The 12,149-nt window shown below is 63.8% G+C and carries 10 protein-coding genes; 7 read left to right on the top strand and 3 right to left on the bottom strand.

Features of this window, described 5'->3' with window-relative positions:
- The first annotated feature begins 18 nt into the window (after nt 1-18).
- The gene (locus tag ACSMXN_RS23775) at nt 19-684 is read left to right on the top strand and encodes a VTT domain-containing protein (RefSeq protein WP_022915688.1); all 666 of its coding nucleotides are present in this window, start codon (nt 19-21) and stop codon (nt 682-684) included.
- A gap of 34 nt (nt 685-718) precedes the next feature.
- Here the strand turns inward: ACSMXN_RS23775 and pgi are convergent, their stop codons facing one another.
- Nucleotides 719-2,389, bottom strand: a complete 1,671-nt coding sequence (pgi, locus tag ACSMXN_RS23780; protein WP_022915689.1) for a glucose-6-phosphate isomerase — start codon at nt 2,387-2,389, stop codon at nt 719-721.
- Nucleotides 2,390-2,525: 136 nt separating this feature from the next.
- Here pgi and ACSMXN_RS23785 point away from each other — a divergent pair, with 136 nt between their 5' ends.
- Complete coding sequence (locus ACSMXN_RS23785) at nt 2,526-3,404, top strand: oxygenase MpaB family protein (protein ID WP_035944889.1); 879 nt, start codon at nt 2,526-2,528, stop codon at nt 3,402-3,404.
- 48 nt (nt 3,405-3,452) lie between these two features.
- Here ACSMXN_RS23785 and ACSMXN_RS23790 read toward each other — a convergent pair whose 3' ends face one another.
- Nucleotides 3,453-3,776 (bottom strand): hypothetical protein, encoded by a 324-nt coding sequence (locus ACSMXN_RS23790; protein ID WP_022915691.1) that lies wholly within the window; start codon nt 3,774-3,776, stop codon nt 3,453-3,455.
- A 129-nt stretch (nt 3,777-3,905) separates the two neighbouring features.
- Between ACSMXN_RS23790 and ACSMXN_RS23795 the strand changes: the two genes are divergently transcribed.
- The 5 genes from ACSMXN_RS23795 (at nt 3,906) to ACSMXN_RS23815 (ending at nt 10,572) form a co-directional block, all read left to right on the top strand.
- On the top strand, nt 3,906-5,612 hold the full coding sequence (locus ACSMXN_RS23795; protein ID WP_022915692.1) for a ribonuclease J: 1,707 nt from the start codon (nt 3,906-3,908) through the stop codon (nt 5,610-5,612).
- A gap of 7 nt (nt 5,613-5,619) precedes the next feature.
- Nucleotides 5,620-6,537, top strand: coding sequence for a type I methionyl aminopeptidase (gene map, locus ACSMXN_RS23800; RefSeq protein WP_022915693.1), 918 nt, complete (start codon nt 5,620-5,622; stop codon nt 6,535-6,537).
- 80 nt (nt 6,538-6,617) lie between these two features.
- Nucleotides 6,618-8,273 (top strand): FAD-binding dehydrogenase, encoded by a 1,656-nt coding sequence (locus ACSMXN_RS23805; RefSeq protein WP_027140027.1) that lies wholly within the window; start codon nt 6,618-6,620, stop codon nt 8,271-8,273.
- A 189-nt stretch (nt 8,274-8,462) separates the two neighbouring features.
- A complete protein-coding gene (locus ACSMXN_RS23810) occupies nt 8,463-8,846 on the top strand; it encodes a DUF1707 SHOCT-like domain-containing protein (protein WP_022915695.1) in 384 nt (127 codons plus the stop codon).
- A 64-nt stretch (nt 8,847-8,910) separates the two neighbouring features.
- Complete coding sequence (locus ACSMXN_RS23815; RefSeq protein ID WP_022915696.1) at nt 8,911-10,572, top strand: S53 family peptidase; 1,662 nt, start codon at nt 8,911-8,913, stop codon at nt 10,570-10,572.
- A gap of 87 nt (nt 10,573-10,659) precedes the next feature.
- On the opposite strand, the gene ACSMXN_RS23820 is transcribed toward ACSMXN_RS23815, so the two are convergent.
- Nucleotides 10,660-12,117: a glucose-6-phosphate dehydrogenase gene (locus ACSMXN_RS23820; protein WP_022915697.1), complete on the bottom strand. Its 1,458-nt coding sequence runs from the start codon at nt 12,115-12,117 to the stop codon at nt 10,660-10,662.
- Between the last annotated feature and the right edge of the window lie 32 nt (nt 12,118-12,149).

Consider the following 12,149-nt stretch of genomic DNA (forward strand, 5'->3'; position numbering starts at 1 on the left):
TCCGTAAAGTATCCGATCATGACCCACCAGCTGGCGCTCGAATTCGCCACCAACACGCTCGCCAGCCCGATCTCACCGAACCATCTGCTGGGCAGCTACGGGTTGGTCGGCCTGCTCATCATCATCTTCGCCGAGTGCGGACTGTTGATCGGATTCTTCCTACCCGGCGACACCCTGCTGTTTTCAGCGGGCTTGGTGTTGGCGATCAACGATCCGAGCATCAACCTGCCGTCGCTACCGGTGTTGCTCGTCGCATTGCCGCTGGCAGCAATCCTTGGCAACATCGCGGGGTACTGGATCGGCCGGAAGGCGGGTCCGAAGGTCTTCGATCGGCCCAGATCACGTTTGTTCCGGCCCGATTACGTAACTCGGTCCCAAGCCTTTTTCGATCGGTACGGCGCCGCAACGATCATCCTGGCCAGATTCGTCCCCGTGGTACGGACAGTGGCAACCGTAATGGCCGGCGTCAGCAGGATGCGTTTCTCGCTTTACGTTCTGTACTCCGTTATCGGCGGCATCATCTGGACCGACGGCGTGCTGCTACTCGGCTACTGGCTCGGGCATATCGAGTTCGTCAGAAAGACCATTGCGCCCAAGATCGATCTGATCCTGGTCACCGTGGTGATCCTGTCGTTGCTCCCGACTCTGATTCACTTATTGCGCAGCCGCCGCGTTCCGGAATAATTGCTCTCTCACGCGTCGGCTCGGGGCCCGAACGTCACGGCCGACCATGAGCGTCCCGGTATTTCGAAATCAGGGTATTGGTGGAGCTGTCGTGCTTCAGTTCGACCGCTGTCGGGGCCTGCAATTCGGGAATCACCCGCTGTGCCAGGACCTTGCCGAGCTCGACGCCCCATTGGTCGAAGGAATCGACTGCCCAGACTGTTCCCTGGGTGAAGACGCTGTGTTCGTACAAAGCGACCAGCTGGCCCAGCGTGTAGGGGGTGAGTCTGTCCACCAGGAACGTAGACGTCGGGTGGTTGCCTTCGAAAACCTTGAATGGCACGAGGGAATCCGGTGTGCCTTCCTCGCGGACCTGTTGCTCGGTCTTGCCGAACGCGAGCGCCTCGGTCTGGGCGAACACATTCGCGGTGAGCAGGTCGTGATGCTCGCCGATCGGGTTCAGGGTATGCAGGAATCCGATGAAGTCGGCCGGAATGGTCAGCGTTCCTTGGTGAATCAGCTGATAGAACGAGTGTTGGCCGTTCGTGCCGGGCTCGCCCCAGTACACCGGACCGGTGTTGTAGTCCACGTGCTTGCCGTCGAGCGAAATCGACTTGCCGTTGGATTCCATGGTCAATTGCTGCAGATAGGCCGGAAAACGGTTCAGGTACTGGTCATAAGGCAGAACGGCTTGAGTCTGCGATCCAAAGAAATCGGTGTACCAAACGGTGAGCAGTCCCATCAGAGCCGGGATGTTTTCGGCCAGTGGGGCCCTGCGAAAATGCTCGTCGACGGAGTGGAACCCGGCGAGCAGCTCGGTGAATCCGTCCGGTCCGACCGCGATCATGGTCGACAAGCCGATCGCCGAGTCCATCGAGTAACGACCGCCGACCCAGTCCCAGAAGCCGAACATGTTGTCGGTGTCGATCCCGAATTCGGAGACCTTCTCGGCATTGGTGGACAGCGCGACGAAATGCTTGGCCACCGCCGTATCGTCTCCGCTCCCCGGGGCCCCACTCGTGGAAAGCCCGGCGAGTAGCCAATCACGCGCGGTGTGCGCGTTGGTCATCGTTTCCAGGGTGGTGAATGTCTTGGAGGCGACGATGAACAGCGTTTCGGCTGGATCGAGGTCGAGGGTCTTCTCGACGAAATCGGTTCCGTCGATGTTGGAAATGAAACGCATCGTCAGATCTCGTTGGCTGTAGTGCTTGAGTGCCTCATAGGCCATGACCGGCCCGAGGTCGGAGCCGCCGATGCCGATGTTGACGATGTTGCGGATCCGCTGGCCGGTGTGACCGGTCCATTCGCCGGACCGAACCCGGTTCGCAAAAGAGGCCATCTTTGCCAACACGTCGTGAACGTCAGGCACGACGTCGTGGCCGTCGAAGCTGATGTGTTCATCGGCAGCCGCCCGCAGTGCGACGTGCAACACCGCGCGGTCCTCGGTGATGTTGATGTGTTCGCCGTCGAACATCGCCGCGATTCGTTCGCTGAGGCCGGATTCCTCTGCAAGTGCGATGAGTAAGCGCAACGTCTCGTCGGTGATGCGGTGCTTGGAATAGTCGAAGTAGATGCCTTCGAACTGAGTCGCCAATCGGGTACCGCGGTCGGGTTCGGCCGCGAAGAGGTCCCGAAGATGCGTGGCCTTCGTCGCTTCGTAGTGTGCGGCAAGCTGCGCGTAGGCGGGCCGCTCCCGGAGCGGAACCGTGCGGCGATCCTCGGTCATAGCTACTCACTTCTCCGTCGCATCTCGGGTCTTACCGATCGCGAACTTACTCCCGTCATCACAAACCACGGCACACTGGATAAATGAACGGACGGTATCGATGAGCAGTTTGACCGACGGCGTGAGCGCGCTTCCGATGGTCCGAGAGTTCCGCGCGAAGATCGCCTCCGACCTGTTCGCCAAGGTCGCCGGCGCTGACGGACCCGAACATGCCAAGCAGGTCCATCTGGCGGCCGGGCCCCGCTGGTTCGGCGAGGACCGCCCGATTCGCCGGGTACACGGCGACGCCTCGATGTTCGTCGGTGGTCTTCGGGCTCTCCTGCTGCAGTCGCTACACCCGTTGGCAATGGCTGGCGTAGCGGGACACTCCGGTTACCGTGGCGATCCCTGGGGTCGGTTGGCCCGAACCAGCCACTTTCTGGCGGTGACCACTTTCGGGGCGGCCGATGACGCCGAGGCGATGGTCGCCAAGATTCGCGGCATCCACGAGCGAGTCGCCGGCACCGCGCCGGACGGGCGTCGCTACGCGGCGAGCGATCCGCACCTGCTCAAATGGGTTCATCTGGCCGAGGTCGACAGCTTCCTGCTCGCGCACCAGCACTACGGCGCCGCCCCGCTGGACGACGCCGGTCGGGACGATTATGTGGCCGACACGGCCCGGGTCGCGACCGCGCTCGGAGTTGTCGACCCACCCCTGACCTACCTCGACCTCAGAGCCCAACTGGAGGCCTACCGCCCCGAACTGAGCGGGACGAGCGAGGCCCGCGCCGCGGCCAGGTTCATGCTCTTCCGGCCGCCGTTACCGCTGCCAGCGCGGCCGCCGTACGCGATCCTGGCCGCGACCGCGATCGGCCTGTTGCCACGATGGGCCCGCTGGCCGCTGCGGCTGCCCTACCTTCCGGTCGCCGAAGGCACCGTGGTTCGCCTTGCAGGCAACACGATCGTCGGCGGCATTCGGTGGGCGATGGTGCCGCCCGCCGAACGGGCCGCCAGGCTACGCGCCGAGACGGCGTAACGCCCCCGGAGACGGTGAACGGGCCGCCGCCCACCCCGCGCTGGGAGGCTAGCTGCCGCGTTGCTTGGCTACCGCCGCGCAAGCCTTCTTGATGTTCTCGTCACTGGGCTGCACATGGACGCCGAAGAACGTCGCATCGCACTTCTTCGCTGAGTTGTCGATGGCGTCGATCACCTTCTGGCGCTGGTTGTAGAGGACGAAGACAAGCGCCACCATGATCGCAATGGTGATGATCTTGGTGATGATCCTGGTCACGACGAAGGAGATGATCAGACCGATCAGCACGATGACGATGATCGCGCCGAGTCCGACGGTTTTGACCTGGCTGGAGTCGAGGGCGACGACGTGACTCGTGGCCGAGGGGGCGCTCATGAGGTGAGGCTAGCGGGTGGGCTACCGGCAAGCGATTAGCCTTGAGTAGAGCAGCGTTTTGCCGCTGCGCTTCCGAACGCCAATTTTCACGGTGACGTCGGGTCGAAATACGTAGGGAGAGATTGCCGCATGAGTAATCCCGATCGGGCGCTTCCGGCACCGCCAAAGCTCGACAAGGACGTCTTGCGGGTGGTTGCCCTCGGCGGTATCAGCGAGGTCGGTCGCAACATGACCATGTTCGAGACCCGCCCGAACGGCGCCAGACGATCGCGGCTGCTCGTCGTGGACTGCGGCATGTTGCTCGGCAAGACCAACGCGCCTGGCGTGGACCTCGGCCTGCCGGACTGGTCGGCATATCAGGACCGGCTCCAAGACATCGACGCCATCGTGCTGACCCACGGCCATGAGGACCACATCGGCGCGTTGCCGTACCTGTTGCGGTCGCGCCCCGACATCCCGTTGATCGCCTCCCGGCTGACCAGCGCCCTGATCGTTGCCAAGCTCGAACAACACCGTATTCGTCCCGATATCCGCATCGTGCGCGAAACCGACCGGCTCTCGGTCGGTGAGTGGGACCTGCAGTTCTACGCGGTGAACCATTCGATTCCGGACGCGCTGGCGGTGGCGATCCGAACGCCCGGCGGGACGATCCTGCACACGGGTGACTTCAAGATGGATCAGACCCCGCTCGATGGACGGATCACCGACCTGCCAGGGTTCTCACGCCTCGGCGACGAAGGGGTCGATCTGCTGCTTGCCGATTCGACGAACGCCGAGGTTCCCGGCTTCATCCCCAGTGAGCTTGACGTGGGCAAGGTCGTCGCGGACGTGATCACCAAGGCCAAGGGCAGGATCATCGTCGCCTGCTTCGCCTCCCACGTTCACCGAGTACAGCAGGTTCTCAACGCTGCGCACGAGTCAGGTCGGCACGTCGCATTGGTCGGCCGGTCGATGGTTCGCAATATGCAGATCGCACGCGATCTTGGTCTGCTCCATGTCCGCGACGGCATCCTGATCGATCTGAAGGACGCCGAAGCGATGCCGTCCTCGCGGGTTCTGCTGGTCTGTACCGGATCGCAGGGCGAGCCCCTGTCCGCGCTGTCGCGGATGGCCAACCGGGAACATCCATCGATCCGCATCGTTCCGGACGATCTGATCCTGCTGGCCTCCTCGCTGATCCCGGGGAATGAGAACTCCGTTTTCAACGTCATCAATGGGCTGTCGCGGCTCGGTGCAACCGTGGTCCACAAATCGACAGCGCTGGTACACGTCTCTGGGCACGCGCCGGCAGGTGAGCTGCGCTATCTGCTGAACGCAGTCCGGCCGAAGAACCTGATGCCGGTGCACGGTGAGTGGCGCCACCTCAGGGCTCACGCCGCGATCGCCAGGTCGACCGGCATGACAGACGAACAGATCATGCTTGCCGAGAATGGCGTGGTCGTCGATTTGTTCGAAGGAAAGGCCGAACTGGTAGGCCAGATCGATATCGGCAATGTCTACGTCGACGGCCTCGCGGTCGGCGATATTGGCGACCAGGTCATCAAGCAACGTCAGATTCTCGGCGATGAGGGCTTCGTGTCGATCCTTGTCGGGGTCAATCTGCGCGCAGGCAAGGTCGTGTACGGGCCGGAGCTGACAGCTCGTGGCTTCACCGATGATCCCGAAGCCCTCGAGCCGATCCGCGTCGAGCTCGTTCAGACCATCGAGAAGGCGCTGCTGGACGGCACCCGCGACGCTGACGCGCTCGAGCACCTGGTGCGCCGCACGGTCGGTCGATGGGTCGACAAGAAATACCGCCGCCGCCCGATGTTGATGCCAATGGTGATCGAGGTTTGATTCGTCGATGAGTACTAGTTCAGCCACTCACACAGCGTCTGCCGGCAGCTCGGCCGATCGACCGTTGGTCGAGCCCGGCAAGATAAGTCCACTGCGGCAGGTACCTGCGAGCATCGCTCGGCCGCACTACGCTCCTGCGTCCGGTAGCAAGCCGGCCGACCTTCCGTGGGATTTCGACGATGCCCCGGTCAGAAGCCCCGAGGTCATCGAGAAGATGCGGCTAGCTGGACAGATCGCCGCCATGGCGCGTGACGAGGTCGGCAAGTACGTGGCGCCGGGGATCACCACCGATGAGCTCGACCGGATCGGTCACGAGTTCATCCTTGATCATGGCGCCTACCCGTCCACTCTTGGCTACAAAGGTTTCCCGAAGTCGTTGTGCTCATCGGTCAACGAGATCATCTGTCACGGAATCCCCGATGATCGGCCGCTGCTCGACGGCGATGTGGTCAAGATCGATGTGACGGCGTTCGTCGACGGAGTCCATGGCGATACCTGCGCGACCTTCTTCGCCGGCGAGCCCGCAGAACAAGTCCGGCTGCTCTCCGAACGCACCCGCGAGGCCATGATGCGCGGGGTGAAAGCCGCTCGCCCGGGCCGCCCGGTCAGCGTGATCGGCCGCGTCATCGAGTCCTACGCCAAGCGCTTCAACTATGGGGTCATTCGTGACTTCACCGGGCACGGAGTGGGACCGTCCTTTCATTCCAGGCCGACAATCTGGCCGTATGACGAGCCACGTGCGACCACGCTCATCGAGACCGGCATGACATTTACGATCGAACCGATGCTCACCCTCGGCGGCTACGGCTGGGACATGTGGCCAGACGGTTGGACCGTTGTGACGAAGGACAAATCCTGGGTCGCACAATGGGAGCACACGCTGCACATCACCGAAGACGGTGCGGAGATTCTCACGCTGCCCTAGCCTGAGACCGGTTTACCGGTTGACCGGACTACCAATTTACCGTACTACCAAAGGTAAATATCGATCAGCGGATGGCGGCCATGGTGAACAGCGCGGACGTGATTGTGATCGGCGCCGGCCTGGCGGGACTGGTTGCTGCCGCAGAACTTGCCGACGCCGGCCGCCGGGTGATCGTCGTCGAACAAGAGCCTGAACAATCCCTTGGCGGCCAAGCATTCTGGTCCTTCGGTGGGCTCTTTCTGGTCGATTCCCCGGAGCAACGACGGCTCGGCATCAAAGACTCCCAAGAGCTTGCCCTGCAGGACTGGCTAGGCACCGCGGGTTTCGACCGCGCCGAAGACTACTGGCCTCGTCAATGGGCGGCGGCGTATGTCGATTTCGCTGCCGGGGAGAAGAGATCGTGGTTGCACGCCCAGGGTGTTCGTTTCTTTCCGGTGGTTGGCTGGGCTGAACGAGGCGGCTACCTGGCAAGCGGGCACGGCAACTCGGTGCCGCGGTTCCACGTCACCTGGGGCACCGGGCCTGCGGTGCTCGCGCCCTTCATCAGACGAGTGCGACAGGCCGAAGCGGCTGGCCTGGTGACCTTCAAGTTCCGCCATCAGGTCGATGGGCTGACGGTCTCCGACGCCGGCGTGGACGGGGTCCGCGGCAGCGTGCTCGAACGGTCCGGTGTGGATCGCGGCCGATCGAGTTCCCGCAACGTCGTAGGCAGCTTCGAGTTCAAGGCTCAAGCGGTGATCATCACCTCTGGTGGTATCGGGGCGAATCTGGACCTGGTGCGCAAGAACTGGCCGTCCAGTCTGGGGACCGCCCCGCGGTCAATGGTCGCCGGAGTTCCCGCCCATGTAGACGGCAGAATGCTTGCGATAGCCCAAGCGGCGGGCGGCCACGTCATCAATGAGGATCGGATGTGGCACTACACGGAAGGTTTGACCAACTGGAACCCGATCTGGCCAAATCACGGTATCCGCATCCTGCCTGGGCCGTCGTCGATCTGGTTGGACGCAAAGGGTAAACGCCTGCCCGTGCCACTCTTCCCCGGCTTCGACACCCTGGGGACACTGCAGTACATCATGCGTTCCGGCTACGACTATTCCTGGTTCGTGCTTACGAGGAAGATCATCGAAAAGGAGTTCACCCTTTCGGGCTCGGAGCAAAATCCCGACCTGACCGGGAAGTCAGTTCCTGCTGTCCTGCATCGCATCCGTGCGGGCGCACCCGAGCCGGTCCAGGCATTCCTCGACCACGGTGTGGACTTCGTCCAGGCCGATGACCTGGCCGATCTGGTAGAAGGCATGAATGCTTTGACAGCCGACGGGCTGCTCGACCTTGCCGAGGTCGAAAGCCAGCTACTGGCTCGCGATCGCGAGATCGAAAATCCCTTCAGCAAAGACCTTCAGGTCACCGCTATCCGCGGTGCTCGTCGCTATCGCGGCGATCGCCTGACGCGAGTCGCGACGCCACACCGGATCCTCGACCCGAAAGCCGGGCCGCTGATCGCCGTGCGGCTGAAGATCCTGACTCGAAAGTCGCTCGGCGGCCTCGAGACCGACTTGTCGGCCCGGGTGCTGCGAGAAGGCGGCGAGCCGATCTCTGGCCTGTACGCAGCGGGCGAGGCCGCCGGATTCGGAGGCGGCGGAATGCATGGTTTCCGCGCGCTGGAAGGAACTTTCCTCGGTGGCTGCATTTTTTCTGGCCGGGCCGCAGGACGCGCGGCCGCCGAGTCGGTCGGTTAGTACGGATTAACCGGGCCGCCCGCCCGTTGCTGGGCTGCCCGGTGCTGGGCTCCCCGTTGCTGGGCCGCCCATCGCTGGGCCGCCCATCGCTGGGCCGCCCGATGCTGGCGGAATGCTGAGATTCTCGCCGTAAGCGGCCCGAGGTTATTACAGTCTTACAAAAGGCTGCACGACGGAGTGGTGATACCCATGGGTGATCTTGAAGCTCGCTCGCTACGTATTGGCAATGCCGAACGCGAACAGGCGGCCGAGGCTCTCGGCGAGCATTTCTCCGCCGGGCGACTCGATCCGGACGAATTCGACGAGCGCGTTCACCTCGTCTACCAGGCCAAGACCGCGTCGGACCTTGAGCCCTTGTTCGCCGATCTGCCGCGGAGCCCGTCCAGGGTAGAGCCGGTTCGCAGCCGAGATCACGCTCGCCGGCACGTTCCCGTCTTGCCGATCTTGCTTTTCGTGCTGTTGATCGCATGGACTGTCACCTGGGTCAGTCAGGCACACGTTCCACCGTTCTTCATCTTCCCGCTGATCTGGTTGTTCTGGGGTCGAAACCGAACCCGCGGTTACCGCCACTGATCGACCTTCGGGCCACTTCGCGAAATCGGCCCAAAACGTCGGACGGAGCAGGTAAACCTGAGGCATGAACGACAACCATTCCGACGCCGGTCAGTTGCCCCATCACTCCGCCAAGCCGAACCCCGAAGACCCGGGCCTACTGCCGCTGCCTGGCAGTGAGCGGGCGCCCGTACCCAGCAAAGCTGGCCACGAGTTCTCCGCGTTGGCCGCAGATACGCGCGTCGAGGCCACGCTGATACTGCGCCGCCGAGCTGAGGTGCCCGAAAGCGTTCTGGCCGAACCGATCTCGGCCGAGGACTTTGCGGCGAGCTATGGCGCCGATCCGGCGGACGTCGAGTTGGTCACGAGGACGCTTGAGCGGCTGGGCGCCGAGGTCATCGAGGTCGATGAGGCCAGCCGTCGAGTCCGAGTGGCCGGCGCGGCTGGTGTGCTCAGCCAGATCTTCGGGACGAGCCTGCAACAGGTGTCCGGCCCCGACGCCGCCGGCGGCACGGCTACGTTCCGCCAGCGCACCGGTGCGCTCAGCGTGCCGGCCGAACTTGACGGGGTGGTCACAGCCGTGCTCGGCCTCGACGACCGCCCACAGTCACGTACCCAGTTCCGGATCGCGCCAGCGGCCGACACGTCGGTTAGCTACACGCCACTCGAGCTTGGCACGATCTATCGATTCCCTGAGGGCTCCGACGGCACCGGTCAGACGATCGCGATCATCGAACTGGGTGGCGGCTTCGCCCAGTCTGACCTCGACGCCTACTTCGCCGGGTTGGGTATCACCGGTCCGAAGGTGACGGCGGTTGGCGTCGATGGGGCCCAGAACCAGCCGGGGCAAGATCCGAACGGCGCCGACGGTGAGGTCCTGCTCGATATCGAGGTCGCCGGTGCACTGGCACCGGGTGCCGAGATAGTCGTGTACTTCGCGCCGAACACCGACGCAGGTTTCGTCGATGCGGTGAGCCAAGCAGCGCATGCGCAACCGACGCCGGCAGCGATCAGCATCAGCTGGGGGCAGAGCGAGGACGAGTGGACGGCGCAGGCCCGCGGCGCTTTCGACGATGCGTTGGTCGACGCGGCTGCCCTGGGCGTCACGGTCACGGTGGCTGCCGGTGACGACGGCAGCACCGACCGTGCCACCGACGGGCGGTCCCACGTCGACTTCCCGGCGGCGAGCCCGCACGCCCTGGCCTGTGGCGGTACCCGACTGCAGGCCGACGGCAAGACCGGGGCCGTGACTGCCGAGACGGTCTGGAACAACGGCCCGGGCAAGGGCGCGACCGGTGGCGGGGTCAGCGACACCTTCGCGGTACCGACCTGGCAGCAACACGTTGGCGTACCGGTCGCGGCGAACGAGACATCGTCGAAACCAGGGGCCGACGATCTTGCCAGTTGGGCCGGGCGGGGCGTTCCAGACGTAGCAGCAAATGCCGATCCGCGAACCGGTTACCGCGTTCGAGTGGACGGCAAAGACCTGGTCATCGGGGGCACGAGCGCGGTCGCGCCGCTTTGGGCTGCGCTGATTGCCCGCTTGGCGCAGTCGACGGGGCGCAAGCTTGGCTTACTGCAACCGGCGTTGTACGGCACGACGGCGGCCGGTTCCGTCGCGCCGGGCTTTCGGGATGTGACGGACGGCAACAACGGCGCCTACCCCGCCGGGCCAGGTTGGGATGCTTGCACCGGACTGGGCGTTCCAGATGGGACGCGACTGCTGGCGTCCCTCCAGTCCAGCTGAATCGTGTAACGCTCGGCACCGTATCGATGCCGAGCGTTACACGATTCGGGCGCGGTTGAGCGCGGTCGGGGTTGAGCGCGGGCGGGGTTACTCGCCGAGCAACCAGCGTCCCGGTGCGACGAGAGCCCGGGCACCCTTCGGCCCCCACGAACCCGGCGCGTAGGGCTGCACCTTGGGCCGGGCCGACAGCAGTGGCTCGGCGACGTCCCAGACTGCGGCCAACCCGTCAGGGCGGGTGAACAGCGACCGGTCGCCCAGCAACACGTCGTGGATGAGCCTGACGTACGGCGGCAGCGGCTGTGCATGTGGAAGGTCAGCGAGGGCGATCTCTACTTCAGCTTCTGCTACTGCGAGTGCCGGGCCGGGCTGCTTCGCCAACAATGTCAGGCACAACTCTCCAGAACCGGCCATCGAGAACGACAGGACGTTGCCTTCCTCCGGCAAGTCGGGGATCGGCCCGAAAGTCGGGCGCAACACGATGCTGACCCGCTGTTCGTTGCGCGCGAGGCGCTTACCGGTACGCAGCAAGAAGGGCACGCCGCTCCAGCGCTCGTTGTCGATCCACAGTTTCGCCGCGACGTAGGTGTCCGTCTGCGACCCCGCCTTCACTCCCGCAACGTCGCGGTAGCCGTTGAACTGGCCGAGGACGACCTCTGCCGGGTCAAGCGGCCGAAACGATGCGATGACCTCTTCACGTGCCGACTGCAGGTCTTCGGCGTTCAGGCTGACTGGTGGCTCCATAGCGACTTCCGCGGCGACCTGAAACAGGTGCGTCACCAGCATGTCCAGCACCGCGCCGGTGTGATCGTAGAACTCAGCGCGGTCAGTGATCCCGAGCCGTTCCGGCACGTCGATCTGGACCGAACTTATGTGCCGGTTGTTCCAGAGCGATGAGAACAACCCATTGGCGAAACGAAGAACGTGGAGATCCTGGGTCGCCTCTTTGCCCAGAAAGTGATCGATTCGATAGACCTGCTGCTCGTTGAACACCGAATGCACGGCCTTGTCCAGCTCGCGAAAGCCGGCACGCGATGTTCCGAACGGCTTCTCGTAGACCGCCCGCGCGCCGTCTGCAAGTCCATGTTCGCCGATAGCTTCAGTCAGGCCTTGGAACGCAGACGGCGGCACCGCAAGGTAATGCACCAACTGAGCCTTCTTGCCCACCTCCTTACGCGCCTGACCCAGCACGTCGAGCAAACTTCCCGGATCATCACTGGCGAACCCGCCACCGGCAAAGCGCAGCCGGGACGAGAATTCCTCCCACGGGCCACTGTCCGGGTGCGGGCCGAACTGGGTGAGCACCTGGTGGACGTGACGGCGAAAGTCCTCGTGCGCGACATCTCCGCGCCCATTGCCGACCAGCAGCCACTCCTTGGGCAGCAGTCCCTCCTTCGCCAGTGTGAAGAAGGCGGGAATCACCATCCGTTTGGCCAGATCACCTGTCGCTCCATACAGGATGAACAGCGTCGGGCCGGGCTTTACGACGCCTTTCGCAGACCTGGTGGCACGGGGCGTCCCTGCCGTTGAGCTAGCTGCTTCTGCCATAGTGCAAAACTACCTCGCATCAACGTGGCATC

This window comes from Parajatrophihabitans canadensis (assembly GCF_053764775.1).

Bases quoted from the DNA above. Each gene is read 5' to 3' on its own strand.
- ACSMXN_RS23775 (WP_022915688.1), top strand. From the start codon at position 19: ATGACCCACCAGCTGGCGCTCGAATTCGCCACCAACACGCTCGCCAGC.
- ACSMXN_RS23790 (WP_022915691.1), bottom strand. From the start codon at position 3,776: ATGAGCGCCCCCTCGGCCACGAGTCACGTCGTCGCCCTCGACTCCAGC.
- ACSMXN_RS23810 (WP_022915695.1), top strand. From the start codon at position 8,463: ATGGGTGATCTTGAAGCTCGCTCGCTACGTATTGGCAATGCCGAACGC.
- map (WP_022915693.1), top strand. From the start codon at position 5,620: ATGAGTACTAGTTCAGCCACTCACACAGCGTCTGCCGGCAGCTCGGCC.
- ACSMXN_RS23805 (WP_027140027.1), top strand. From the start codon at position 6,618: ATGGTGAACAGCGCGGACGTGATTGTGATCGGCGCCGGCCTGGCGGGA.
- ACSMXN_RS23795 (WP_022915692.1), top strand. From the start codon at position 3,906: ATGAGTAATCCCGATCGGGCGCTTCCGGCACCGCCAAAGCTCGACAAG.
- ACSMXN_RS23785 (WP_035944889.1), top strand. From the start codon at position 2,526: ATGGTCCGAGAGTTCCGCGCGAAGATCGCCTCCGACCTGTTCGCCAAG.
- ACSMXN_RS23815 (WP_022915696.1), top strand. From the start codon at position 8,911: ATGAACGACAACCATTCCGACGCCGGTCAGTTGCCCCATCACTCCGCC.
- ACSMXN_RS23820 (WP_022915697.1), bottom strand. From the start codon at position 12,117: ATGGCAGAAGCAGCTAGCTCAACGGCAGGGACGCCCCGTGCCACCAGG.
- pgi (WP_022915689.1), bottom strand. From the start codon at position 2,389: ATGACCGAGGATCGCCGCACGGTTCCGCTCCGGGAGCGGCCCGCCTAC.